Below are 22,855 nucleotides of genomic sequence, written 5' to 3'. Positions count from 1 at the left end.
GATGCCGCTGGTCACTGCAGTGGTGGTACTTGGGGCGGTCGGATGCGAAAGCACGTCGGCCACGAAGGGCTCCGGGGCGGCAACCGCCGCGGACGGAAGCAAGGGTTCGTCGGCCGCTGTGAAGCCGTTGACCGCGGACGAGGCCCGCCGTCTGGCCGAGGAAGTCGACAAGCGCGCCGAGCAGGAGAGCCAGGACCCCGAGGTGATCAAGGGGTACGCGGACGGTCCGTGGCTGGACCAACAGCTCGCCGCCGCCGAGAACGGCAGGAAGTACGGGACCAGCTCGCCGCCCGGGCCCACCAACTCGCCCGAGGTCGCACCGGCTGTCCATGCCTGGGCCGGCACCGGTACGCGCGCCGGCGACCGGTGGATCCTGGCCGCGGGCGAGATGAGCAGCCACACGGTCGGTGCCGCGCAGAATGCGGTCGAACTGCGGTGGTCCCTCCACCACGAGGGCGAGGACGGCACGTGGCGTGCAGCCTTCAGAGCCTTCGCGCCAACCGTCGGAGCACTGCCCGAGCCTGCAGTCGGACCCGACGGCCAAGCCGTCACCGGTGGTGACACCTCACAGCTGGGCGCGGATCCGGCCGAGGTGTGCGGCCGTTACTACGACTACCGGAACGGCAAGGAAGGTACGGACTCCTCGGATCCGGGATGGGACGCGAACATCGCGGCGGCGCGTGCGAAGCTCGCGGACGCACGCAAGGGGCTGCCCGAGCGGCTCGGCAGTCCGAAGTCCCTCACGATGGCGCAGGAACCCACGCGCACTCCGTACGGGCCCGTTTGGCGGACCGTGGACGGCGGTGCGCTGGTGGCCTGCCTGTCGGTGAACACGCTCACCGTCGGCATGGGACCCGGCCGCTACCGGACGTTCGCCCCCAGCGGATGGACCGGGACGACCGGCATTCCCTGGAACAGCTACACGCAGACCCAGCTGAGCATGACGGTGCTCAAGATCCCGGCCGGGCGGGGCCAGGTGTCCATCGGCGCCGAGGTGTCCTGGCCCTACAGGTTCGACGGCACCCGCTACGACGGCGGCTGAGCCGAGCAGGCGCGCGCTCCTCACCCCCCGCCCCGGTGCAGGTCCCGGCGCATGCACACCCGGGGCCAGCGGTCGAGGCCGTGTACGGCCTCGCGGTCACGGATGTCGCGCAGGCCGGGTCCGAGGCCGCTCTCGTCCAGGGTCCGGAATCCGCATCGGGCGTAGTACGGGGCGTTCCACGGCACGTCGGTGAAGGTCGTGAGGGTCAGTGCGGCGGCTCCTTCGGCCCGGGCCCGCTCCGCGAGGTGTTCCAGGAGGGAGCGCCCGATGCGGCGGTGAGCGCATCGCGGATGCACCGACACCTGCTCGACGTGCAGGTTCCCGTCGACCCGGTCGGCGAGGAGGTAGCCGACCGGGGTGCCCGTCCCGGCGCCTTCGGCCGCGACCCACGCCAGGCCGGCCCGCCGGTAGCCGAGGAGTTCCTCCAGCGGAAGCGGTTCGTCGTCGGCGATCTCCGGCATGCCGATGGTCCGGAAGCATTCGCCGGAGGCCCGCTCGATGTCCTGCAGGAGGGACAGCTCGTCGATGTGCGCTGCTCTGATAAGCATGTACGGCATTGTCCCGGCCGGGGCCCGGCCGGCGAAACGGCTCCGCCGCCGCAAAACCCGTTTCGCCGCCGCGCCGGCCGGGACGACGCCTGCCGACCCCGTGGCGGGACAACTCCATGCCGGCCGACCCGTGGCGGACAACTCCACGCCGGGCGACCCCGTGGCGGACAACTGACGGACCGACAGCTAAGGTGACAGCCCGCCGGATGCCACCGTCCGTCCGCCGAACCGAGGGAGTGCCGCCATGGCCCGCCGACTCCGCCCCGTAGGACTGGACTTCATCGAGGTCGCCCCCACCCGCCTGGTCTTCACCGGCCGGACCACGGCGGCTCCCGAGGACGTGTACCGGGCGCTGGCCGAGGAGGTCGAGGGCTGGCCGAGCTGGTTCCGGGCCGTCACCCTGGCCCGTCCCACGCACGGCGGCGCCGGGCGCGAGATCAAACTGGCGGGCGGGGTCCGGTTCCAGGAAACGATCATGGCCGCGGACCCGGAGCGGCGCTACGCGTACCGGGTCGACGCGACCAACGCCCCCGGCATACGGGCCCTGCTGGAGGAGTGGCGCCTCACCCCCTCCGGCTCCGGCACCCACGTCCAGTGGACCTTCGCCGCGGACGGCCCGACCGCCGTCCGCTTCGCCCTCACCGCGGCCCGGCCGGGACTCGGCCACTCGTTCCGCTCGGCGATCCGCACCCTGGACCTGCGCCTGGCTGCACGGCGCCGCGGGTCGGATCAGTAAGGGCGCCGGCCAGGAGGGGCCTTCGGGTCGGCGCCTCCGTGCCTACGGGGGCATCGCGGCGGGCCCGGCGTGGTTCAGATCGCGGGGTGTCGCACCGCCAGGTCGCCGTAGCCGCCCGCCGTCCAGACGCGGGTGCGGAACTCCTGCAAGGTCATGGCCCGTTCGCCGGGGAAGTGGACCGTGCCGCAGCGGCCGCAGTACGAGGCCTCCGCCCAGACGCGGTCGGCGGCGACCCGGCCCGGTTCGGTCTTGCGGCGCCAGGCGCGTACGGCCCGGCCCGACAGGGCCATCAGGAGGGGGGCCAGGAGCAGCGAGGCCGCCGAGATCCAGCCCAGATAGGTCGTGGGGTCCTCGACTCCGAAGGGAAGATCGCCGTCGCCCCCGTAGAACCGCGGGGGCGTGCCGCCCTCGAACCACTTCCCCGCCATCCCGCCCCAGACGAAGGCGCCGATCGCCACCAGGACGAGCACCGCCCCGAGGCAGCCCATGGCGCTGTCGTCCGGCTCGTCCGGGGCGACCGCGAGGGCCTTGGCCAGCGCCGAGTTCTCCTCGCGGGTCGTCACGTTGTCGCCGTCGCCGCCCCTGCTCTCCACGCTCAGCTTGGCCTTGGCCCGCAGGTACGCGGCGGACACGCCGAGCACCTGGTCCTCCCGGCCGCACCGGGGACAGGCCAACGAGCCCTCGCCGCCCCCGCCTTGGCCCTGCGCTCCGGTCCCGCCGTCCGCCGACTCCGCCATGGCTCCCCACCCCGCGCCGTACCCCGTCCAACGTCAGCACAGGGTAGCCAGCGGACCTCGCCCCGGCCAGGGAAACGTTTCAGCCGACGGGCTCGCTCCACACGCCGGTCGCCAGCATGGTGTCGAGCGTCCGCGCGTACGGGGTGATGTCGAGCCCCTGCTCCGCCAGCCACGCGTCGGAGTAGTACTTGTCGAGGTAGCGCTCACCCCCGTCGCAGAGCAGGGTCACGACGCTGCCCGTACGCCCCTCGGCCACCATCTCCGAGATGATCTTCAGCGCGCTCCACACCCCGGTACCCGTGGAACCGCCCGCCTTGCGGCCGATCACCCGCTCCAGCGCCCGGCACGCGGCGACGCTCGCGGCGTCCGGGACCCGCATCATCCGGTCGATGGCCCCGGGGACGAAGCTCGGCTCCATCCGGGGCCGGCCGATGCCCTCGATGCGCGAGCCGCAATCGCTCGTCGCGTGGGGGTCGCCCTGGGTCCAGCCGTCGAAGAAGCACGAGTTCTCCGGGTCCGGGACGCAGATGCGGGTGTCGTGCTGCATGTAGTGCACGTAGCGGGCGATCGTCGCGGAGGTGCCGCCGGTGCCGGCCGTGGCCACGATCCAGGCGGGCTCGGGGTAACGCTCCAACCGCAGCTGCTGGTACATCGATTCGGCGATGTTGTTGTTGCCGCGCCAGTCCGTCGCCCGCTCCGCGTACGTGAACTGGTCCATGTAGTGGCCGCCGGTGCGGGCGGCGAGCTCGGCGGACTCCTCGTACATCTTCATCGAGTCGTCGACGAAGTGACATTCGCCGCCGTGGAACTCGATGAGCCGGCACTTCTCCGGGCTCGTCGTACGCGGCATGACGGCGATGAACGGGACGCCGATCAGCTTGGCGAAGTACGCCTCCGAGACGGCGGTGGAACCGGACGAGGCCTCGATGACGGGGCGACCGGGGCGGATCCAGCCGTTGCAGAGGGCGTAGAGGAACAGGGAACGGGCGAGGCGGTGCTTGAGGGAGCCCGTCGGGTGGGTGGACTCGTCCTTCAGGTAGAGGTCGATGCCCCAGGCCTCGGGGAGCGGGAAGCGCAGCAGGTGGGTGTCGGCCGAGCGGTTCGCGTCCGCCTGCACCTTGCGGACGGCCTCTTTCAGCCACGCGCGGTAGTCCGCGTCGCTGCGGTCGACGTCGATGGTCGTGGCGGTCGTGCCGGTGGTGCTCATGCGCCGTGCTCCTTCGTGTGTCCCGATGTCCCGATGTCCCCGAGTCCTCGGCCGGCCCGGCGCCTCTTCGCCTTTCGCCGCCCGCTTTCGCAATGTACCCCCCTCACCTGCACAAACGGTCACTTTGGGTATCCATGCGGATCCCTTTCGATCGCGTTCGGTTGCACAGCGGCCCACAGTGGGTGACCCTGGGGAGGCGTCACCGAGGGTGCAGCACCCGTAACACTGATGTCGGGGAGTCGCAGCCGTGATCAGTCATTCCCGCAGGCACTGCGTCGTCGAACTGCAGGCCCTGCCCTTGCGGATCGGACAGATCCGCCGAATCGTTTCGGCGCAACTGCGCCACTGGCAGCTCGATCCGCTCATAGACCGGGCTGCGCTCGGCGTGACGGAGCTGCTCAGCAACGTCCACCGCCATGCGCAGCCGGACAAGACGTGCACCGTCGAGATCGAGCTGCGCCTCGGCCGGCTGACCGTCTCCGTCTACGACAGCGACCCCCGCCTCCCGATGCTCCGGCACTCCGGGGACTGCGGGGCCTCGGTTGACCGCGGGTCCTCCGGGGACGCGGCGGCCGCCGGGGCCACCCGCCCCGCGGACGGTTCCCCGGTCGACGCCCTGGAGACCTCCGGCCGCGGGCTCGCGCTCGTGGAGGCCCTCAGCGAGGCGTGGGGGGCCCGGCAGCAGGAGGACTGCCCGGGCAAGGTGGTGTGGTTCTCCCTGCGCGCCGCCCCCGGCCCGGCCGCACCGGAAGGCCACCCGGTGCTCCTGGCCGAAAAGCCGGTGCTCCCGCCCGGGAAGCCGGTGCTCCTGCCCGAGAAGAAGGCCGTACGGGACCCCGCGCCCGCCCCGCCCGTCGCCGCACCCCCCGAGCCGGTCTCCGCCGGCCTGTCGGTGACCGCCTCGGTCGGCGCCCGGCCCGGGTAGCCTCCGGCCGCAGCAGCCGCCGGAGGGGGCACGGGCGGTCAGGCCGCCGTGCCCAGGGCCCCGAGGGGGTCGTCCAGCACCGGCTGCCACGCCAGTTCGGCGGCGCCGACCAGGCTGTTGTGGTCGAGCGTGCACGGCAGGATCGGCACGCCCCCGCTGCGCCCCCACAGGCTGCGGTCCGCGACCACCGCGCGCAGCCGCTCGGGGTCGGCGTAGAGCAGCTCGCGGTGGAGTCCGCCCAGGATGATCCGGTCCGGATTCAGGATGTTGACCAGGCCCGCGAGGCCGAGGCCGAGCCGGTCGATGAGCTCCTCGGTGGCGGCCCGTACGCCCGGGTCCGCCGACTCCTCGCGCAGCAGGTCACGGGCCTGCTGGAGCAGGGACACCTCCGGGCCCGGGGTGCGCCCGGCGGCGGTGAGGAAGGCCAGCGGGTCGGCCTCCACGTCGAGGCAGCCGCGACTGCCGCAGTGGCAGGCGCGCCCCTCCGGGTTCACGGTGAGGTGGCCGACCTCCAGGGCCAGGCCCGAACTCCCGCTGTGCAGACGGCCGTCCAGGACGAGCGCCCCGCCGACCCCGCGGTGCCCGGTGGCCACGCACAGCAGGTGCTGCGCGCTGCGGCCTGCGCCGTGCCGGTGCTCGGCGAGCGCGGCGAGGTTCACGTCGTTGCCGGTCAGCGCCGGGCCGTCGATGCCGGCCTCCTTCACGCAGTCGGCGAAGATGGCCCGCACCGGGGATCCGGCGGGCCAGGCCAGGTGCAGCGGGTTCAGCGCCGTACCCTCCGGCTCCGCGACCGCCGAGGGCACCGCGAGGCCGGCGCCGATGCAGCGCCGGCCGGTCTGCGCGAGCAGCGCGGCCCCGGCTTCGACGACCGCACCGAGGACCTGTGCGGGGTCGGCCGACACGGGCACCCGTCCGGGAGCCGTGGCGACGATGCGGCCGCCGAGGCCGACCAGGGCGGCCCGGAACCCGTCCGAGTGCACCTGCGCGGCCAGCGCCACCGGGCCGTTCTCGTCCACGGAGAGCCGGTGCGAGGGGCGGCCCTGGGTTCCGCCGGCCCCGCCGGGGCGGGAGTCCACGCGGATCAGGCCGAGCGCCTCCAGTTCGGCGGCGACGGCGCCGGCGGTGGCGCGCGTGACACCGAGCTCGGCCGTCAGGACCGCGCGGGTCGGGGCCCGGCCGGTGTGGACGAGCTCCAGCGCCGGCCCGAGCGCGCCACGGCCCCGCTCCAGCTTGGTCCGTGCGGAGCCGGCCGCGGCGGAGGCGGAGGCCGCGGCGGAAGTCGCGGCGGAGGCCGCAGCAGAGGCAGACGCCGAAGCCGAGGCGGATTCCGAGGTCGACGGCGAAGCCGAGGCCGAGGCCCTGCCGGATCCCTCGGCCGTGCCGGCTGCTTCTGTCCCGCCCGTCCCGCCCGCCCCGTCCATCCCGTCCGTCCCAGCGGACACCGTGGTCACATCCCCCACCCGCCGCGGGGCCCCGTTGCCGTTCATGACAGCGATCCTCGCATGATCGGAGCGTCGAGGGCGCCGCCTGCTAGCGGAGCCCGCCGACCCGGAGCGTGATGTTCAGCCGCCCGGTCAGCCCGAGGCCCGGCGGAGCGGTGCCGGGCAGGACTTTCGGCACGCCGTGAAAGGCCCGTCGGACGGGCCCGCCGAAGACGAACAGATCCCCGCTGCGCAGCTCAACGTCCCGATACGGACGCCCGCGCGAGGCGGTGTTGCCGAAGCGGAAGAGGCAGGAATCACCCAGGCTCAGCGAGACCACCGGGGCTTCCGAGCGCTCCTCGGCGTCCCGGTGCATGCCCATGCGGGAGTCGCCCTCGTAGAAGTTGACCAAGGCGATGTCGTACGCGACGCCCGGATCCGGAGCCTGCCCGTACGCCGCGGCCACGGCGCTGCGCCCCAGCCGTGCGAGCCAGTCGGGCATCGCCTTGACCGGGGCGCCGTCCCCGTCGACGGCGGTGGGCGCGTATCCGTACGGGTACCAGTGCAGCCCCAGGCACACCTGCCGGGCGCTCATCGTCCCCCCGCCCGGCGTGCGCACCGTACGCAGCCCGGCGGGCGGCCGGGCCCATTCCCGGCAGGCCTCCACCAACTCCCGCTGCCGCTCGGGCCCCAGCCAGTCGGGCACGTGCACGGCCCCGGGCACGATCTCGGCCCGCTCGCGCGGGAAGAGCTCGCCGTCCGGGTGCTCCCTGGCCTCCGCCACCTGCCCTGTCACCTCCTCCGTGACCTCCATCATCCTTCGTTGTGCGTCCCCGCGGGCGGCTGCGAAACTCCTGGCATGGAGATCATCAGCTACGTGAAGACCGTGGCCCGCGAGGGCGAGCAGCTCGCCGACATCGCCGAACGGGCCGGTACGGATGCCCTGGTGCCCACCTGTCCGCAGTGGCGGGTGGCCGATCTGCTGCGCCACACGGGCTCCGTGCACCGCTGGGCCACCGGGTACGTGGCGCAGGGGCTCACCGAGCGGGCGCCGTTCCCGGACGCGCCGGAGCTGGTGGGCGCGGAACTGCTGGCCTGGTTCCGCGAGGGCCACGCGACGCTGGTGCGGACCCTGACCGGGACCTCGGCCGACGCCCAGTGCTGGACCTTCCTGCCGACCGCGCCGCCTTCGCCGCTGGCCTTCTGGGCGCGGCGCCAGGCGCACGAGACCACCGTGCACCGGATGGACGCGGAAGCCGCGCTGGGCGTGTCCTTCGGGGCGGTGGACCCGGCCTTCGCGGAGGACGGGGTGGACGAGCTGCTGACCGGCTTCCACGCGCGGCCGCAGAGCCGGGTCCGGACGGCGGAGCCGCGGGTGATGCGGGTACGGGCCTCCGACACGGGCGCGGTGTGGACCGTACACCTGTCGGCGGAGCCGGCGCGCACGGTACGCGGAGACGCCTACGGCACGGACGGCACGGAGGCGGACTGCACGCTGACGGGCGAGGCCTCCTGGCTCTACTCGGCGCTGTGGAACCGGCAGCCGCTCGCCGGACCGGGCGTGACGGGCGACGCGGAACTGGCCCGGCTCTGGGTGGACACGGCCGGAATCTGACGCCTGGGCGGTGTCTTGCCGTGGTGCGGCCCGGGCGGCGAGACTGCGTGCATGGAGCTACGCAGTCAGGCCGACCGGGACGCGGTCACCATCGAGATCGTGTTCGCCTTCGTCAGCGGCGTTTTCGCGGCCGGACTCGTCTTCGCGGCGCTGTACGGCCCCGCCCTGGCCTTCGACCTCTCCCCCGCGACCGACCGGACCCTGGCGACGGTGGGCGGCGTGCTGGCCGCGACGGCGTTCGTCCTCCGGGTCACACAGGTCCTGTGGCGCTTCACCCGTCGCCCGCAAGCCGCCGTCCGCGAGGACCTCGGCAGCTCCTAGGGCCTCCGAGCCGGCCTCCTAGACTGGGCCGCATGGATTCCACGGCCCGGCTCTCGCTTCTGGTGCTGTACACACCGCGGTTGGAGGACTGCCGCCGGTTCTACGCGGACCTCGGCCTGGTGTTCACCGCGGAACGCCACGGCCGCGGACCGGACCACTACGCGGCCGTCCTCCCGGACGGCATGGTCCTGGAGCTCTATCCCGCCGGCGACGACCGTCTCACCGGCGCCCTGCGGCTGGGGCTGACCGTCGACGCGGCCGCGGCGCGGCCACCGCTCGCCCCGGGGCGGCACCGGCTCGTGGACCCCGACGGCCGGACGGTCGAGATCAGCGCCGTCGAGATCACCGCCGTCGCGCGGACGGAGTGCGGCTCAGCCCAGGGTTGAGGCGTACCAGGTCTGGGCGCGGTACTTCCAACCGGGCCGGGCGTCCCAGGGGTTGGGCATCTGCGCGCTGGTGGCGTAGGCGTAGCCCGCGCCGCGTTCGAAGGCCGTGCGCAGCGTCGCCCGCATCGCGGTGGCGTCGGGCACGTCGTGTACGAGGTGCCAGAACGCGGTGCCGCTCGGGTCGAGTTCGGCGCCGGAGCGGTAGCCGGTGAGTGCGTTGAAGACGTTGCCGCCGAGCCAGCCGGCGCCCGAGTAGGCCGCGTACCTGTCCTCGAAGGTGACGAAGACGTCGGCGGTGCGCCGGCCGGGCTCCAGGTAGCAGTCGGCGATGGCCGTACCGGGGTTGTTGACGACCAGGTCCGAGGTGCCGGGGGCCACGGCTTCCATGGTGTCCTGCACGTAGCGGCGGAGCTCCGCGTAGTGGTCGCGGGTGGCGTTGGCCGGGCCGCAGTCGCGGCTGACCACGTCGAAGAAGATGCCGTCCACGTGGAGGCGGCCGTCACCGCCGTCGACGGGCTTCAGGTAGTTGTCCACGGATGCCTTCACCGCGGCGATGTCGCGGTTGCCGTGGTCGGTGTGGACGTAGCCGAGCACCTTGGTCTTCTCGCCGGTGGCGGTGGTGCCGGTGCGCAGCGCGTCGGCGCGGGCCCGCCAGGGGGCGTCGAACGGGGAGTCGCCGTTGCCCGGGTTGAGGACCACCACCGAGGCGGCCGGGCTGGTGGCGGTGAGATCGACGAGCATCTGGTCGTCGGCCCAGACGTAGGCCGGGACGGCTATCTCCAGGCCCCGTACGCCGGCCGCCCGGGGCGCCGGTCTGAAATCGGGGGCCGGGGCGGGCGCCGGGGTCCGGGCCTGGGTGCGGCTCGGCTCCGAACTCGCCGACGCGGTGACGGCCGGCGCCGGCGCGGCAAGTAAGAGGGTGGCCAGGACGGCGTAAACGGCCTTCGCGGCGCGGGTCATGACTGCTCCTCGGGGCGGCGGCGGGGGCGGCGCCGGGGCGATGGCCGGGCGCCTGGGACGGCAACCGGGACAGGACCCCGGCCCGAGGAACACTAGACGGGCCGCCGGGCGCACCAGGGCCGATTCCCCTGCTTCCGTACGAGGAACTGACAAGCGAACTTTCCCCGTCCCGGCCGGAACGGCCCCGCCCCGCCCTATACGGCGGGCAGTCCGACCCCGTGCGCCAGCTGTCCGGAGGCGTGCGCGAAGAAGGCGTCACGGTCCTCGACGACCCGGTTGAACTGGCCGAACAGCTCGAAGGAGATCAGTCCGACGAGCTGCGCCCAGGCGGCGACCAGGGCCGCCGCGGCCTCGGGGGGCAGGCCTTCGGCGAAGTCCGCGGCCATCCGGGCGGCCTCGGGGCGCAGCTCGGCGGGGAGCGGCGGGAGGGCGATGCCGCGGCCCTCGTAGGCGGCGCGCACGATGCCGATGAGGGCGTTGCCCACGCGGGAGGCGGGGCCGACGGTGTCGGGCGGGGCGGTGTAGCCCGGGACGGGCGAGCCGTAGATGAGGGCGTACTCGTGCGGGTGCTCCAGCGCCCAGGCGCGGACGGACGCGCAGACCGCGGCCCAGCGGGCGCGGGGGGTGCCGCCCGCGGCGAGGGAGCGGGTGTCGGCGTCCTCGGCGGCGGCGCCGACGCTGTTGTAGGCGTCGACGATGAGGGCGGTGAGGAGCTCGTCGCGGCTGGGGAAGTAGCGGTAGAGGGCGGAGGAGACCATGCCCAGCTCGCGGGCGACGGCGCGCAGCGAGAGTTTGGCCGCGCCCTCCGCCGCGAGTGCGCGGCGCGCCTCGTCCTTGATGGCGGCGGTGACTTCGATGCGGGCTCGTTCCCTCGCCCCTCGCACGGTGCTCATGGGGCTCAGTGTGCCACGCGGGCAGAGCACTGCCCACCAACGAGATCGCCGATCTATTCAGAGAGCACTGCTCTTGTTTTGGAGCACCGATCCGTGCACACTGTTCTCAAGCGAGAGCAGTGCTCTCCCAAACGCCTCGGAGGCCACCATGAACGCGTCCAAGCCGTACTACGTCCAGGCCGGCCCGCTCGGGATCCGCTTCAACGCCCTCATCGGCAAGCTGGCCCGCCTGGGCATGAGCCTGGCCGGAACGGCCGAGCTGTCGGTGCGCGGCCGCACCTCCGGGAAGATGCAGCGGATCCCGGTGAACCCGTACCACCAGGACGGCACCCGCTACCTGGTCTCCGCCCGCGGCCACTCCCAGTGGGTCCGCAACATGCGTGCCGCGGGCGGCGGTGAACTCCGGCTGGGCCGCACCGTGCACGCCTTCACCGTCACCGAGCTCACGGACCCCGCCGAGCAGGCCGTCGTGCTGCGCGGCTACCTGAAGAAGTGGGGCTGGGAGGTCAACCGGTTCTTCAACGGGGTCACCGCGAAGTCCTCCGAGCCCGAGCTCCGCGCCGCCGCCCCCGACCACCCGGTCTTCCGCATCACGCTCACCCCCTGACCAACCCCCCACCCCACCGGCCCCGGCACCCTCCCGTCACCACCCCACCCCGCCGGCCCCGGCACCCGCCGCCCTCAACACCACCCAACCCCGCACCATCACATCGCCGGACCATCCCCCCACCACCCCGTCGCCGCGCCACCCCGGCCCGCGCCACTCCGGCCCGCACCACACCGTCGCCACTCCGGCCCGCACCACACCGTCGCCACTCCGGCCCGCACCACACCGTCGCCACTCCGGCCCGCACCACACCAGCCCGCACCATCACGTCGCCGGACCATCCCCCACCGCCACCACGTCGCCGCGCCACCCCGGCCCGGCGCCAGCCCGGCCCGCACCACCCCGTCGCCGCGCCACCCCAGCCCGTACCGTCCCGGCCACCCGGCCACCCGGCCACCCGGCCACCCGGCCACCCGGCCACCCGGCCACCCGGCCGCCCGGCCCCGAAAACGCGGTGGCGGCCTCGCCGGTACGCCCGGCAAGACCGCCACACTCCGCACTTCGATGCCACCGTTCCCCCACCGGGGACGGCGACTTGAGCCCTGCGCTCAGTCGCGGGGGATCAGCCCGGGCTCAGCCCTTGGCCCCTCCCTGAGCCCCGTCCTGCTCCCCGGCACCCGCACCCGCACCCGCACCGGGGCTGGTACCGGTACCGGACCCTGCACCGGCCCCGGACCCGGACTCCGCGCCGGCCTCGACGCCGGCCCCGCCCCGGGTCCGTGCCTGCCGTGCGTCCAGCACGTGCAGCGCCTTGCGCGCCAGCGGGTACGTACGCACCATCTCGGCCAGCGTCAGCGACCCCCGCGCAATCCGCGCGAAGGCCAGCCAGGCCGGCCGGAAACCGGTGATCGCCGCGTGCAGCAGGCCCGGCTTCGCCTCGAAGAGTTCCAGCATCCGCTTGCCGACACCCATCTCCACACCCAGCCCCGCCTTCACGGCGAAGGCGTAGTTGAGGGCCTGGCGGCGCGCGTCCACGGCGTCCTGGGCCTCGGAGATCTTCACGGCCCACTCCCCGGCGAGCCGCCCCGAGCGCAGCGCGAAGGAGATGCCCTCCCGGGTCCACGGCTCCAGCAGTCCGGCCGCGTCGCCCGCGACCAGGACCCGCCCCCGCGAAAGCGGCGATCCGGGCTTCCGGCAGCGGGTCAAGTGCCCGGAGGAGAGTGCCGGTTCGAAGCCGGACAGGCCCAACCGGGCGATGAAGTCGTCCAGGTACCGCTTGGTCGCGGCGCCCTCGCCCTTCGCGGAGATGACCCCGACGGTGAGGGTGTCGCCCTTGGGGAAGACCCAGCCGTAGCTGCCGGGCAGCGGCCCCCAGTCGATGAGGACCCGGCCCTTCCAGTCCGCGGCGACCGTCTCCGGGACGGGGATCTCCGCTTCCAGGCCGAGGTCGACCTGGTCCATCTCGACGCCGACGTGCGCGCCGATCCGGCTCGCGCTGCCGTCCGCGCCGACCACGGCCCGGGCCAGCACGGTCTCGCCGTCGGCGAGGACCACCGCGACGGTCCGCCGGTCGGGCACGGACGCCCCGTGCTGTTCCACCCGCGCGACGGCCGTACCCGTACGGACCGTGGCGCCGGCCTTCTCCGCCTCGGCGACCAGCGCCGCGTCGAACTCGGGCCGGTTGATCAGCCCGAACAACATCTGCTTGGAGCGCCGGGTCCGGGGGTACTTCCCGTCCAGCGAGAAGGTGACCGCGTGGACGCGGTCCTTGAAGGGGAGCACGAAACCTGGCGGGAGCGCATCGCGCGAGGGGCCGATGATGCCTCCGCCACAGGTCTTGTACCGGGGCAGTTCCGCCTTCTCCAACAGCAGAACGCGCCGTCCCGCGGAGGCTGCCGCGTGCGCGGCCGAGGACCCGGCGGGCCCCGCCCCGACCACGACCACGTCCCACACCTCGCCGGTCCCCCCGGCCGTTTGCGCGTCCGCCCCCTGAGCGGTCTGTCCTGCCGCCGCGTCGCGTACGTCGCCGCTGTCGCTCTCGTCGCTGCTCACGATGTGCTGCTGCTCCTGATCATGCGGTTCATGCCGTTGCTCCGATGCCGGGGAAATCCTACGGCGCGAGATCGACTGCCCCGTTGTGCGAGGATCGGAAGAGTCTTTTGCCGTAGCCCGCATACGCACACCCCGCGCATGCGGGAGGCGTATACGTAACCCGTACACGTACACCAACGTCGCACCCAAGAGGAGCGTGCCCATGCCGTCTCATCCGATCGCCGAGACCGTCGCCTCGCTGATGCCCCGCGCCAAGCAGGAGCTGTCCGAGCTGGTGGCTTTCCAGTCGGTGGCGGACTGGGCCCAGTTCCCCCAGAGCGAGAGCCAGGCCGCCGCGAAGTGGGTGGCCGACGCGCTGCGCGCCGAGGGCTTCCAGGACGTGGCGCTGCTCGACACCCCTGACGGCACCCAGTCGGTGTACGGGTTCCTGCCCGGCCCGGCGGACGCCCCGACGGTCCTGCTGTACGCGCACTACGACGTGCAGCCCCCGCTGGACGACGCTGCCTGGATCTCCCCGGCCTTCGAGCTGACCGAGCGGAACGGCCGCTGGTACGGCCGCGGCAGCGCCGACTGCAAGGGCGGGTTCATCCTGCACCTGCTCGCCCTGCGCGCCCTGAAGGCCAACGGCGGCGTCCCGGTGAACGTGAAGGTGATCGTCGAGGGCTCGGAGGAACAGGGCACCGGCGGTCTCCAGCAGTACGCGACGGCCCACCCCGAACTGCTGGCCGCCGACGCTGTGGTGATCGGCGACGCGGGCAACTTCCGTACGGGCCTGCCGACGGTCACCGCGACCCTGCGCGGCATGTGCCTGCTGAAGGTCAAGATCGACACCCTGGGCGGCAACCTGCACTCCGGCATGTTCGGCGGGGTCGCCCCCGACGCGATGGCCGCCCTGATCCAGCTGCTGGCCTCGCTGCGCGCGCCGGACGGTTCGACCACGGTGGACGGGCTGGCCTCGGACGCGGTGTGGGAGGGGCTCCAGTACCCGGAGGCCGACTTCCGTTCCGACGCGAAGGTGCTCGACGGGGTCGAGCTGATCGGCGCGGGCACGATCGCGGACCGGCTGTGGTCCCGGCCGGCCGTCACCGTGCTGGCCATCGACTCCCCGCCGCTGGTCGGTGCCACCCCCTCGGTGCACGCGAGCGCGGGCGCGCTGGTGAGCCTGCGGGTGCCGCCGGGCGTGGACACGGCGGAGGCGATCAAGCTCCTGGAGGCGCACCTGGTGGCGCACACCCCGTGGAAGGCGCGCCTGGAGCTCGAAGTCGTCGGCCAGGGGCAGCCGTTCCAGGCGGACACGGCCAGCCCCGCGTACGCCTCGATGGCGCAGGCCATGCAGGTGGCCTACCCCGGCCAGGAGATGCAGATCAGCGGCATGGGCGGCTCCATCCCCCTGTGCAACACGCTGACCGAGCTGTACCCGCAAGCGGAGATGCTGCTCATCGGCCTGAGCGAGCCGGAGGCGCAGATCCACGCGGTGAACGAGAGCGTCTCCCCGGAGGAGCTGGAACGCCTGTCGGTCACGGAGGCGCTGTTCCTCCTCAACTACGCGGAGTCCAAGCGCGCCTGACGGCGCCCCGGGCGGTGTCACGGACACTGCCCGGCGCTCCGCCAGGAGCGAACCACGCTGACGGCGCAACCTGCGCCGTCGGCGTGGTCCGCCCCCGTACGTTCGGGTGATGGATCTCGTAGAAGTCGTCCCCGACCGCCTGTACATGCTCCGCTACCCCATCGGCCAGGCCTACCTCTGGCGCGACGGTGACGCCCTGACCCTGATCGACGCGGGTCACGCCGGTTCGGCGGACGCGATCGAAGGGGCGATACGGTCCCTCGGGCTGCTGCCGGAGCGGCTGGAGCGGATCGTCCTGACCCACTGCCACCGCGACCACGTCGGCGCGGCGGGCGAACTCGCCGCCCGCCGGGGCGCGGAGGTACTGGCGCACGCGCTCGACGCGCCGGTGATCCGCGGCGAGCGGCCCGTCCCGGAGCCGGTGCTGCTGGACTGGGAACTCCCGCTGTACGCACACGGCCTGACGGTTCGACAGGCACCGCCGACCCGGGTGGACCGGGAGGTCGAGGACGGCGAGGTACTCCCCTTCGGCGACGGCGCGGTCGTCGTGCACGCTCCGGGTCACACCCCGGGCAGCATCGGCGTCCATCTCCCGGAACACGGCGTGCTGTTCACGGGCGACTGCGTCGCCGGTGTCGGCCAGGTGATGCTCGGGGTCTTCAACGTGGACCGCGCCGGGGCCGTCGAGTCGATGCTCCGCCTCGCCGCGCTGGCCCCTTCGGTGGCCTGCTTCGGCCACGGCGACCCCCTGACCTCGGACACCGCGGCCACCCTCCTGGCGGCGGCCCGAGCGGCAGCAGCGGCCCCGACAGCCTGATCCGGCCAACGGGGACGAGGCCTGGGTCCCTCCCGGCCCCTCCCCGCCCCCTTCCCACTCCTCGCTACGGAACCGCCCGTCCCGCCTCCAGGTACGCCGCCCGGCCCCGTTCGCGGGCCCGCAGGGCCCACCGGAGCCTCTCGTAGCGCACCTGCGGCAGCAGGTCCGCCGCTTCCTCCTCCGTCACGAACCGCCAGGCCCGCAGCTCCGGTCCGGGCAGCCGCAGCCGTCCGGTCTGCGCCGCCGACAGCCGGCCCCCGTCGAACAGCAGCCGCAGGCCGCCGTAGCCCGCCGGGGGGCCCGGCGGCTCCCAGTCCACGACCAGGAGCTCCGGGAGGCGCTCCAGTACGAGCCCGAGTTCCTCCTCGACCTCCCGCACCCCCGCGCACGCCGGGGCCTCCCCGGCCTCGACGACCCCGCCGGGGAACTCCCACCCCGGCTTGTACGTCGGGTCCACCAGCAGCACCCGGTCCGCGTCGTCGAAGAGCAGCACCCCGGACGCGACCGTCTCGCGCGTCGGCTGCGGGGTCTGCACGATGTCGCAGACCCGGGCCGTGTCGGTGCGTACGGCCTCGGCGATCCGCTCGGCCGTCTCCCGTACGGTCAGGGTCCCGTTGTCGATGACGTGCGCGTCGGCCGCGAGCCAGCCCAGCGCGTGCTGGTAGGCCGGAATGTGGTCGTAGGCCCACTGCCGCACCCGCAGGTCCGCGTCCGCCGCCGCCCCGGGTTCCTCCCGGGTCGCGATCCGCTCCCGGAGGATCGTTTCCTCCGGGGCGAGCAGCACGTGCCGCACCGCGATCCTGCGCGCCGCGAGCCCGCCGAAGATCTCGTCGCGGTATTCCTGCCGCAGCAGCGTCATGGGGACCACCAGCACCCCGCCCAGCTCCGCGAGCATCGCCGCCGCCGTGTCCACGACGAGCCGCCGCCAGCTCGGCAGGTCCTGGTAGTCGGACACCTCCGCGAGGCGTTTGCGCGGCAGCAGCACGCGCAGCGCGTCACCGATGAACTCCGGGTCGAACAAGGTGCTCTCCGGCAGGAGGCCGGTCAGCTCGCGCGCTGTGCTGCTCTTCCCGGCGCCGAAGGTGCCGTTGATCCAGACAATCACGTCTACCCCTCTCCCGATGCCCCCAGTGGCTTGCCCGCACCACCCTGCCACGGAAACCCCGGCGCTCCGCCGAGTGCTTATCCTCAAGGTCAGGGGCCTGTCCGCAGTGCCGGGCCCGCAGCGCCGCAGCGCCCGTCCTTCCGGAGGTCCGACACCGTGCCCCACACCCGCCGCCCGTCCGAGCCGCTCTACGGCAACCGGCCGACCATGAAGGACGTGGCGGCCCGGGCCGGCGTGGGCCTCAAAACGGTGTCCCGCGTGGTCAACGGGGAGCCGGGGGTCACCCCGGACACCGAGAAGCGGGTCCAGGAGGCCATCGACGCGCTCGGTTTCCGCCGCAACGACAGTGCGCGCGTCCTGCGCAAGGGTCGTACCGCCACCGTCGGCCTGGTCCTGGAGGACCTCTCCGACCCCTTCTACGGCCCCCTCAACCGGGCCGTGGAGGAGGTGGCCCGCGCCCACGGCGCCCTGCTCATCAACGGCTCCAGCGACGAGGACCCGGAGCGCGAGCGGGAGTTGGCGCTCGCGCTGTGCGCCCGCCGGGTGGACGGGCTCGTGGTGATCCCGGCCGGGAACGACCACCGCTACCTGGAGCCGGAGATCAAGGCCGGGGTGGCCACGGTGTTCGTGGACCGCCCGGCGGGCCGGATCGACGCGGACGTCGTCCTGTCCGACAGCTTCGGGGGCGCCCGGAACGGGGTGGCCCACCTGATCGCGGGCGGCCACCGCCGGATCGGCTTCATCGGCGACCAGCCGCACATCCACACGGCGACCGAGCGGCTCCGCGGCTACCGCGCGGCCATGGCGGACGCCGGCCTGCCGGTCGACGGCTCCTGGGTCTCCCTCGGTACGACGGCCCCGGAGCGCGTCTCGGCCGCCGCCCGGGCGATGCTGTCCGGCCCGGAGCCGGTCACGGCCCTCTTCGCCGGGAACAACCGCGTGACGGTCACGGCCGTACGCGTCCTCGCGTCCCTGCCCCGCCCGGTGGCCCTGGTCGGCTTCGACGACTTCGAACTCGCCGACCTGCTGAACCCCGGCATCACGGTCATCGCCCAGGACGCCGCGGCCCTGGGCCGGGTGGCCACCGACCGCCTCTTCCAGCGCCTGGCGGGCGCCGACCTCCCCCCGGCCCGCATCGAACTCCCCACCCGCCTGATCCCCCGCGGCTCGGGCGAGCTCCCACCGTTCACCGGATGAGCCCCCGCAGCACGGGCACGGCCCCGCCTGCGGCACCGAGCCCCGCGAGCACGGCGAGGGCGCCGGGCACTCCGCCGAGACGGCTCAGCCCGCCCGCCGTGAACCCGACGAGCACGGCGGCCACCAGCACGACGGCGGCGTGCAGGGTCAGGAGCGGTGGATCGGGGTGCTGATCGAGGTGCTCGCCCGTACGGGGCTCCGGTGTGGTCATGCACCGATTTCAGCGCACCACGGGCCTGTGCACCGCACGGGCCGAACGAACCCGCACCGGCCCCGAACGGCTCCGGACACGGGCGGATGCCCCGGGTGTTCCGTGCTGTTCGGGATTGTCCGGCGGAGCAGCACCGTACGGCCCTAGCCTGGTCACCGATGGAGAACGCGCCCGTATTCAAGGATGAACTCACCGCGCTCGCGGCGGATTTGCGCCGGTTGCGCATCGATCGCGGCAAGCACTCGTACCGCGAGATCGCGGCCCGCGCGGAGCGGCCGGGGACCGGCATCCGGCTTCCGGTGGCCACCCAGAGCGACGCGTTCCGCGGTGAGCGCCTGCTGCGGCTGGACCGGCTCATGGGCTTGGTCCGGATCCTGTACGCCTACGACTCCTTCGGCCGGGAGCAGCCCGTTCCCCCGCACGGCGCGCCCGAGTTGGAGGCGTGGCGCCGGCGGTGGCAGGAACTGGCCGCCCTCGACCCGGGGTACGGACGCCGCGCGCCGTCACCGGCCCCGGCCCCTGCGGCCGCGTCCGAGTCCGCCGCGCGAGGACCCTACCCGGACGGGTCACCACCCCCGCGCCCACCCTGACGGCCCCGACCGGCACGGAGGAGTTCCGGATCGCGCAACGCCTCATCGGGCACACCCGCCTGGTCCGGCACGTGGCCTTCTCCCCCGACGGCCGGACCGTGGCCTCGGCCGGCAACGACGGCACGGTACGACTGTGGAGCGTCTCGGAGGGGCGGGCGGAGGGGGTGCGGGCGAACGGCTACTGGGAGTCCTCCACCCCCGTCCTCCACGTGGCCTTCTCTCCCCTCGGCGACCGGATCGTCACGCTCCGGGACGACGGAGTCGTGGACCTGTGGGACCCCGTGTCCTGGACCCCACTGCCCTCTCCCCGCCCCTGGACCGGGTCCCGGGACCTCGGCAGGCTGAGGTTGCTCTCCGACGGACGGCTGTTCGGCGTCGTCCGCGACGGCGACGAGGTGCACGTGCGAGGCCTGGACGCGGACCTCCCGGTGGGCCCGAACCTGGCCGCCGGCGGCACGCTGTCCGAGGTCGTCGCCCTCTCGGCGGACGGCAGCCGGCTGGCTGCCACCGACGGATTCGCCTCCCTCCGGCAGTGGGACACGGCTACCGGCCAGTTCGTCGGACCGGTCATGACCGGCCACTCCGACAACGTGGAGGCCCTGGCCTACGCGCCGGACGGCGGGCTGCTGGCCACCGGAAGTCACGACGCGACGGCCCGGCTGTGGGACACCAGAACCGGCCGGCAGTCCGGACCCGACCTCCTCGGGCACGGCGACACCGTCAACGCCGTGTGCTTCTCCCCGGACGGCCGGTTGCTGGCGACCGGCGGAGACGATCAGATCGTTCTCCTGCACCGCGCCGGACCGGACCCGACGCCCGTGTCGGCCCCGGCCTCCAGCGGGACCGCGGCGCTGGCGGGAGCCCTGCGTGAGCGCGTCGCCGTTCCCCTGCCGGCACTGCGGGCGGCGGCGCCTCACCCGCAGGCGGCCGCCGTGGCCCTCGACCGGGTGCGGTTCTCGCCCGACGGTTCACTGATCATCGCGGTGAGCGACGCGAACCGGTTGCTCGTGTGGGACCCGGCCACCCGGGAGGAGCGAGCAGACCTGGGTGTCCCGCGTGGAATGCCGGCCTGGGGCGTCGACCTCGGCCCGGGTGGCGCCCCGCCCGGGATCTGGTCGTCCCGCGGGACGACCCCGCTGGTCCGGCAATCCGGACCACGGCGCCGAGGTGCTCTTCTCACCGGACGGCAGGCTGCTCGCCGTTGTCGGGCAACAGGTCCTGGTCTGGGACACGCGGAGCGGCGTCGCGGCCTGCCGGCCGTTCCCCCCTTCGCTTGTGGGACCGGGCGAGCGGCCTCCCCCTCGCCCGCCTCCTGGACGGCGCCGAGTCCGGTGCCACCTCGGCGGCCTTCTCCCCCGACGGAAGCCTGCTGGCCGCCGCCTGCGACGACGGCACCGTGCGGCTCTGGCTGCTCGCAGGGGGCTCCTGAGACGCCGGAAGGCCCGGCCGGGGGCAGGCCGGCCGGGCCTTGTACGGGGCTACTCGCCTCAGGCGGTCGCCGTCAGCGTCGCCGAGCGGCGCGGGATGGCGAAGGCGTCGAGTTCCGCGCGGGTCAGGCCGGTGAGGGCGGTGACCTCGTCGGCACCGACGGCGCCGCAGTCCAGGCCGCGGACCAGGTAGCCGGCCAGGGCCTTCGCGGTGGCGGGCTCGTCCATGACGTCGCCCTCGATCTTGGCGACGTACGCCTTCAGGCGCGCGGCGGCGGTTTCGAGGCCCTCGCGGTAGAAGACGAAGACGGCCGCGTAGCGGGTCGGCAGGTGCGCCGGGTGCATGTCCCAGCCCTGGTAGTAGGCACGGGCCAGGGCGCGGCGGGTGAGGCCGTAGTGCAGCTTCCAGGCCTCGTGGACGTGCTCGGTGGTGCCGATCGGCAGCACGTTGGTCGAGCCGTCGGAGACGCGCACACCGGTGCCGGCGGCCGCGACCTGCATGATCGCCTTGGCGTGGTCGGCGGCGGGGTGGTCGCTCGACTGGTACGCGGCGGAGACGCCGACGCAGGCGCTGTAGTCGAAGGTGCCGTAGTGCAGGCCGGTGGCGCGGCCCTTGGAGGCCTCGATCATCCGGGCGACCGCGGCGGTGCCGTCGGAGGCCAGGATGGACTGGCTGGTCTCGATCTGGATCTCGAAGCCGATCCGGCCCGGGCGCAGGCCGCGGGCGGTCTCGAAGGCCTCCAGCAGCTGCACGAAGGCCGTGACCTGCTCGGGGTAGGTGACCTTGGGCAGGGTCAGCACCAGGCCCTCGGGCAGTCCGCCGTGCGCGAGCAGGCCCGAGAGGAAGATGTCGGTGGTCCGGATGCCGCGGTCGCGGACGTTGGACTCCATGCACTTCATCCGGATGCCCATGTACGGGGCGTTCGTGCCGTTGGAGAAGGCTTCGGCGACGAGGCGGGCGGCGCGGGCCGCGGCCTGGTCCTCCTCCTCGTCGGAGCGGACGCCGAAGCCGTCCTCGAAGTCGACGCGGAGGTCCTCGATGGGCTCGGAGGCGAGCTTGGCGCGGACGCGGTCGTAGACCGGTACCGCCAGCTCGTCGGAGATGCCGAGCACCTTGGCGAAGGTGGCGGCGTCCGGGGCGTGCTCGTCGAGGGCCGCGAGGGCCTGGTCGCCCCAGGTGCGGATGGTGTCCGCCGCGAAGACGTCACCGGGCACGTAGACCGTGTGGATGGGCTGACGGGTGCCGGGGTCGCCCGGGTAGTGGCGCGCGAGTTCCGCGTCCACCGGCTTGAGGGAAGCGCTGATGCCCTCGCTGACCGCGCCTGCGAGGCTCGTCGCCACCTTCTCCTGCTGACCCATCGTGCACTCTCCTCTTTTCCGCTTCACGGAATCTTAGATCCGCATTACAGAATTTAGTCACGGGGTTCCGCTCAGTCAATGGTCCCTCCGCCGTCCTGGACAAACGACTCGGGGCCGTGCGGTGAGAAACACCACACGGCCCCGGAGACCACTTACCCGCAGGTCAGCGCCTGCGGCAGGGTTTTAGCCCTTGCGCGCCTTGATCTCGTCGGTCAGCTGGGGGACGACCGCGAAGAGGTCGCCGACCACGCCGTAGTCGACGAGGTCGAAGATCGGAGCCTCGGCGTCCTTGTTGATCGCGACGATCGTCTTCGACGTCTGCATGCCGGCGCGGTGCTGGATCGCGCCCGAGATGCCGGAGGCGATGTACAGCTGCGGGGAGACCGACTTGCCGGTCTGGCCGACCTGGTTGGAGTGCGGGTACCAGCCGGCGTCCACGGCGGCGCGCGAGGCGCCGACGGCCGCACCGAGGGAGTCCGCGAGGGCCTCGATGATGTGGAAGTTCTCGGCGCCGTTGACGCCGCGGCCACCGGAGACCACGATCGCGGCCTCGGTCAGCTCGGGGCGGCCGGTCGACTCGCGCGGGGTGCGGGAGGTGACCTTGGTGCCGGTGGCCAGGGCGCCGAAGGTGACGGCGAGCGCCTCGACGGTGCCGGCGGCCGGGGCGGCCTCGACCGGGGCCGAGTTCGGCTTCACGGTGATGACCGGGGTGCCCTTGGAGACGCGGGACTTGACGCTGAAGGACGCGGCGAACGCGGCCTGCGTGGCGACGGGACCCTCGTCACCGGCCTCCAGGTCGGTGGCGTCGGTGATGATGCCGGAGCCGATGCGGACCGCCAGGCGGGCGGCGATCTCCTTGCCCTCGGCGGAGGAGGGGACGAGCACGGCGGCCGGGGAGACGGCGTCGTACGCGGCCTGGAGCGCGTCCACCTTCGGCACGACGAGGTAGTCGGAGAACTCCGGGGCGTCGGCGGTGAGGACCTTGACGGCACCGTGCTCGGCGAGCACGGCGGCGGTGGCCTCGGCGCCGTTGCCGAGGGCGACGGCGACGGGCTCGCCGATGCGGCGGGCCAGCGTCAGCAGTTCGAGGGTGGGCTTGCGGACGGCGCCGTCGACGTGGTCGACGTAGACGAGGACTTCAGCCATGGGGATGCTCCTGCGAATGCGAAGTAGTCAGGGGGTATCGAGAGGT

At 73.5% G+C, this 22,855-nt stretch carries 24 protein-coding genes and 1 pseudogene; 13 read left to right on the top strand and 12 right to left on the bottom strand.

Features of this window, described 5'->3' with window-relative positions; translation table 11 throughout:
- Nucleotides 1-118 precede the first annotated feature (118 nt).
- Nucleotides 119-1,042, top strand: coding sequence for a DUF8094 domain-containing protein (locus AC3IX6_RS34880; protein ID WP_489367268.1), 924 nt, complete (start codon nt 119-121; stop codon nt 1,040-1,042).
- Nucleotides 1,043-1,062: 20 nt separating this feature from the next.
- Here the strand turns inward: AC3IX6_RS34880 and AC3IX6_RS34875 are convergent, their stop codons facing one another.
- On the bottom strand, nt 1,063-1,590 hold the full coding sequence (locus AC3IX6_RS34875; RefSeq protein WP_489367267.1) for a GNAT family N-acetyltransferase: 528 nt from the start codon (nt 1,588-1,590) through the stop codon (nt 1,063-1,065).
- 244 nt (nt 1,591-1,834) lie between these two features.
- Here AC3IX6_RS34875 and AC3IX6_RS34870 point away from each other — a divergent pair, with 244 nt between their 5' ends.
- On the top strand, nt 1,835-2,326 hold the full coding sequence (locus AC3IX6_RS34870) for an SRPBCC family protein (RefSeq protein WP_489367266.1): 492 nt from the start codon (nt 1,835-1,837) through the stop codon (nt 2,324-2,326).
- Nucleotides 2,327-2,400: 74 nt separating this feature from the next.
- Here the strand turns inward: AC3IX6_RS34870 and AC3IX6_RS34865 are convergent, their stop codons facing one another.
- Together AC3IX6_RS34865 and cds1 are read right to left on the bottom strand one after the other, a co-directional pair.
- On the bottom strand, nt 2,401-3,063 hold the full coding sequence (locus tag AC3IX6_RS34865) for a hypothetical protein (RefSeq protein WP_489367265.1): 663 nt from the start codon (nt 3,061-3,063) through the stop codon (nt 2,401-2,403).
- Between the two features lie 79 nt (nt 3,064-3,142).
- Nucleotides 3,143-4,270, bottom strand: coding sequence for an L-cysteine desulfhydrase Cds1 (gene cds1 / locus AC3IX6_RS34860; RefSeq protein WP_489367264.1), 1,128 nt, complete (start codon nt 4,268-4,270; stop codon nt 3,143-3,145).
- Between the two features lie 247 nt (nt 4,271-4,517).
- Here cds1 and AC3IX6_RS34855 point away from each other — a divergent pair, with 247 nt between their 5' ends.
- Nucleotides 4,518-5,195, top strand: coding sequence for an ATP-binding protein (locus tag AC3IX6_RS34855; protein ID WP_489367263.1), 678 nt, complete (start codon nt 4,518-4,520; stop codon nt 5,193-5,195).
- A gap of 38 nt (nt 5,196-5,233) precedes the next feature.
- Here AC3IX6_RS34855 and AC3IX6_RS34850 read toward each other — a convergent pair whose 3' ends face one another.
- Entirely contained in the window at nt 5,234-6,682 is a 1,449-nt protein-coding gene (locus tag AC3IX6_RS34850) for an ROK family transcriptional regulator (protein ID WP_489367262.1), read from the bottom strand.
- 43 nt (nt 6,683-6,725) lie between these two features.
- Nucleotides 6,726-7,412, bottom strand: a complete 687-nt coding sequence (locus AC3IX6_RS34845) for an alpha-ketoglutarate-dependent dioxygenase AlkB family protein (protein ID WP_489367261.1) — start codon at nt 7,410-7,412, stop codon at nt 6,726-6,728.
- Between the two features lie 63 nt (nt 7,413-7,475).
- On the opposite strand from AC3IX6_RS34845, the gene AC3IX6_RS34840 reads away from it, so the two are divergent.
- From AC3IX6_RS34840 to AC3IX6_RS34830, 3 genes are read left to right on the top strand one after another with little or no spacing between them, the layout of a single operon-like run.
- Complete coding sequence (locus AC3IX6_RS34840) at nt 7,476-8,231, top strand: maleylpyruvate isomerase family mycothiol-dependent enzyme (protein ID WP_489367260.1); 756 nt, start codon at nt 7,476-7,478, stop codon at nt 8,229-8,231.
- Nucleotides 8,232-8,282: 51 nt separating this feature from the next.
- Entirely contained in the window at nt 8,283-8,552 is a 270-nt protein-coding gene (locus AC3IX6_RS34835; RefSeq protein WP_489367259.1) for a DUF6332 family protein, read from the top strand.
- A 32-nt stretch (nt 8,553-8,584) separates the two neighbouring features.
- On the top strand, nt 8,585-8,938 hold the full coding sequence (locus AC3IX6_RS34830) for a VOC family protein (RefSeq protein WP_489367258.1): 354 nt from the start codon (nt 8,585-8,587) through the stop codon (nt 8,936-8,938).
- Here AC3IX6_RS34830 and AC3IX6_RS34825 read toward each other — a convergent pair.
- Together AC3IX6_RS34825 and AC3IX6_RS34820 are read right to left on the bottom strand one after the other, a co-directional pair.
- Nucleotides 8,924-9,898 carry a spherulation-specific family 4 protein gene (locus tag AC3IX6_RS34825; RefSeq protein WP_489367257.1) on the bottom strand — a complete coding sequence of 325 codons (975 nt, stop codon included), beginning with the start codon at nt 9,896-9,898 and terminating at the stop codon, nt 8,924-8,926. The two genes, AC3IX6_RS34830 and AC3IX6_RS34825, sit on opposite strands and share 15 nt — an antisense overlap.
- 194 nt (nt 9,899-10,092) lie before the next feature.
- Complete coding sequence (locus tag AC3IX6_RS34820; protein ID WP_489367256.1) at nt 10,093-10,791, bottom strand: TetR/AcrR family transcriptional regulator; 699 nt, start codon at nt 10,789-10,791, stop codon at nt 10,093-10,095.
- 148 nt (nt 10,792-10,939) lie between these two features.
- On the opposite strand from AC3IX6_RS34820, the gene AC3IX6_RS34815 reads away from it, so the two are divergent.
- Nucleotides 10,940-11,398, top strand: coding sequence for a nitroreductase/quinone reductase family protein (locus tag AC3IX6_RS34815; protein WP_489367255.1), 459 nt, complete (start codon nt 10,940-10,942; stop codon nt 11,396-11,398).
- 573 nt (nt 11,399-11,971) lie between these two features.
- Here AC3IX6_RS34815 and AC3IX6_RS34810 read toward each other — a convergent pair.
- Nucleotides 11,972-13,291: a geranylgeranyl reductase family protein gene (locus AC3IX6_RS34810; protein ID WP_489371653.1), complete on the bottom strand. Its 1,320-nt coding sequence runs from the start codon at nt 13,289-13,291 to the stop codon at nt 11,972-11,974.
- Nucleotides 13,292-13,592: 301 nt separating this feature from the next.
- On the opposite strand from AC3IX6_RS34810, the gene AC3IX6_RS34805 reads away from it, so the two are divergent.
- On the top strand, nt 13,593-14,957 hold the full coding sequence (locus AC3IX6_RS34805) for a dipeptidase (RefSeq protein WP_489367254.1): 1,365 nt from the start codon (nt 13,593-13,595) through the stop codon (nt 14,955-14,957).
- A gap of 109 nt (nt 14,958-15,066) precedes the next feature.
- Nucleotides 15,067-15,774, top strand: coding sequence for an MBL fold metallo-hydrolase (locus tag AC3IX6_RS34800; RefSeq protein WP_489367253.1), 708 nt, complete (start codon nt 15,067-15,069; stop codon nt 15,772-15,774).
- A 64-nt stretch (nt 15,775-15,838) separates the two neighbouring features.
- Here the strand turns inward: AC3IX6_RS34800 and AC3IX6_RS34795 are convergent, their stop codons facing one another.
- Nucleotides 15,839-16,879, bottom strand: coding sequence for an NUDIX hydrolase (locus AC3IX6_RS34795; protein WP_489367252.1), 1,041 nt, complete (start codon nt 16,877-16,879; stop codon nt 15,839-15,841).
- Nucleotides 16,880-17,086: 207 nt separating this feature from the next.
- On the opposite strand from AC3IX6_RS34795, the gene AC3IX6_RS34790 reads away from it, so the two are divergent.
- On the top strand, nt 17,087-18,076 hold the full coding sequence (locus tag AC3IX6_RS34790) for a LacI family DNA-binding transcriptional regulator (RefSeq protein ID WP_489371652.1): 990 nt from the start codon (nt 17,087-17,089) through the stop codon (nt 18,074-18,076).
- Here the strand turns inward: AC3IX6_RS34790 and AC3IX6_RS34785 are convergent.
- Nucleotides 18,066-18,287, bottom strand: a complete 222-nt coding sequence (locus tag AC3IX6_RS34785; RefSeq protein WP_489367251.1) for a hypothetical protein — start codon at nt 18,285-18,287, stop codon at nt 18,066-18,068. The genes AC3IX6_RS34790 and AC3IX6_RS34785 overlap by 11 nt on opposite strands.
- A gap of 158 nt (nt 18,288-18,445) precedes the next feature.
- On the opposite strand from AC3IX6_RS34785, the gene AC3IX6_RS34780 reads away from it, so the two are divergent.
- From AC3IX6_RS34780 to AC3IX6_RS34770, 3 genes and pseudogenes are all read left to right on the top strand, one after another.
- Nucleotides 18,446-18,877, top strand: a complete 432-nt coding sequence (locus AC3IX6_RS34780) for a hypothetical protein (RefSeq protein WP_489367250.1) — start codon at nt 18,446-18,448, stop codon at nt 18,875-18,877.
- A pseudogene (locus tag AC3IX6_RS34775) lies at nt 18,874-19,653 on the top strand (WD40 repeat domain-containing protein); the annotation flags it as partial. The gene AC3IX6_RS34780 and the pseudogene AC3IX6_RS34775, both read left to right, overlap by 4 nt.
- Nucleotides 19,654-20,150: 497 nt before the next feature.
- A complete protein-coding gene (locus tag AC3IX6_RS34770) occupies nt 20,151-20,306 on the top strand; it encodes a hypothetical protein (RefSeq protein ID WP_489367249.1) in 156 nt (51 codons plus the stop codon).
- A 58-nt stretch (nt 20,307-20,364) separates the two neighbouring features.
- Here AC3IX6_RS34770 and AC3IX6_RS34765 read toward each other — a convergent pair whose 3' ends face one another.
- On the bottom strand, nt 20,365-21,663 hold the full coding sequence (locus tag AC3IX6_RS34765; protein WP_250738901.1) for a DUF6986 family protein: 1,299 nt from the start codon (nt 21,661-21,663) through the stop codon (nt 20,365-20,367).
- A 183-nt stretch (nt 21,664-21,846) separates the two neighbouring features.
- The gene (locus AC3IX6_RS34760; RefSeq protein ID WP_422520894.1) at nt 21,847-22,809 is read right to left on the bottom strand and encodes an electron transfer flavoprotein subunit alpha/FixB family protein; all 963 of its coding nucleotides are present in this window, start codon (nt 22,807-22,809) and stop codon (nt 21,847-21,849) included.
- Nucleotides 22,810-22,855 lie beyond the last annotated feature (46 nt).

The sequence above is a fragment of the Streptomyces sp. GL_141 genome (genome assembly GCF_057834385.1).
Note: the sequence above shows the minus strand (reverse complement) of the source record. Positions and strands in the feature narration are given on the sequence as shown.

Bases quoted from the DNA above. Each gene is read 5' to 3' on its own strand.
- AC3IX6_RS34780 (WP_489367250.1), top strand. From the start codon at position 18,446: ATGGAGAACGCGCCCGTATTCAAGGATGAACTCACCGCGCTCGCGGCG.
- AC3IX6_RS34875 (WP_489367267.1), bottom strand. From the start codon at position 1,590: ATGCTTATCAGAGCAGCGCACATCGACGAGCTGTCCCTCCTGCAGGAC.
- AC3IX6_RS34825 (WP_489367257.1), bottom strand. From the start codon at position 9,898: ATGACCCGCGCCGCGAAGGCCGTTTACGCCGTCCTGGCCACCCTCTTA.
- AC3IX6_RS34840 (WP_489367260.1), top strand. From the start codon at position 7,476: ATGGAGATCATCAGCTACGTGAAGACCGTGGCCCGCGAGGGCGAGCAG.
- AC3IX6_RS34830 (WP_489367258.1), top strand. From the start codon at position 8,585: ATGGATTCCACGGCCCGGCTCTCGCTTCTGGTGCTGTACACACCGCGG.
- AC3IX6_RS34865 (WP_489367265.1), bottom strand. From the start codon at position 3,063: ATGGCGGAGTCGGCGGACGGCGGGACCGGAGCGCAGGGCCAAGGCGGG.
- AC3IX6_RS34790 (WP_489371652.1), top strand. From the start codon at position 17,087: ATGAAGGACGTGGCGGCCCGGGCCGGCGTGGGCCTCAAAACGGTGTCC.
- AC3IX6_RS34820 (WP_489367256.1), bottom strand. From the start codon at position 10,791: ATGAGCACCGTGCGAGGGGCGAGGGAACGAGCCCGCATCGAAGTCACC.
- AC3IX6_RS34815 (WP_489367255.1), top strand. From the start codon at position 10,940: ATGAACGCGTCCAAGCCGTACTACGTCCAGGCCGGCCCGCTCGGGATC.
- AC3IX6_RS34760 (WP_422520894.1), bottom strand. From the start codon at position 22,809: ATGGCTGAAGTCCTCGTCTACGTCGACCACGTCGACGGCGCCGTCCGC.
- AC3IX6_RS34850 (WP_489367262.1), bottom strand. From the start codon at position 6,682: ATGAACGGCAACGGGGCCCCGCGGCGGGTGGGGGATGTGACCACGGTG.
- AC3IX6_RS34800 (WP_489367253.1), top strand. From the start codon at position 15,067: ATGGATCTCGTAGAAGTCGTCCCCGACCGCCTGTACATGCTCCGCTAC.
- AC3IX6_RS34870 (WP_489367266.1), top strand. From the start codon at position 1,835: ATGGCCCGCCGACTCCGCCCCGTAGGACTGGACTTCATCGAGGTCGCC.
- AC3IX6_RS34785 (WP_489367251.1), bottom strand. From the start codon at position 18,287: ATGACCACACCGGAGCCCCGTACGGGCGAGCACCTCGATCAGCACCCC.
- cds1 (WP_489367264.1), bottom strand. From the start codon at position 4,270: ATGAGCACCACCGGCACGACCGCCACGACCATCGACGTCGACCGCAGC.
- AC3IX6_RS34805 (WP_489367254.1), top strand. From the start codon at position 13,593: ATGCCGTCTCATCCGATCGCCGAGACCGTCGCCTCGCTGATGCCCCGC.
- AC3IX6_RS34765 (WP_250738901.1), bottom strand. From the start codon at position 21,663: ATGGGTCAGCAGGAGAAGGTGGCGACGAGCCTCGCAGGCGCGGTCAGC.
- AC3IX6_RS34835 (WP_489367259.1), top strand. From the start codon at position 8,283: ATGGAGCTACGCAGTCAGGCCGACCGGGACGCGGTCACCATCGAGATC.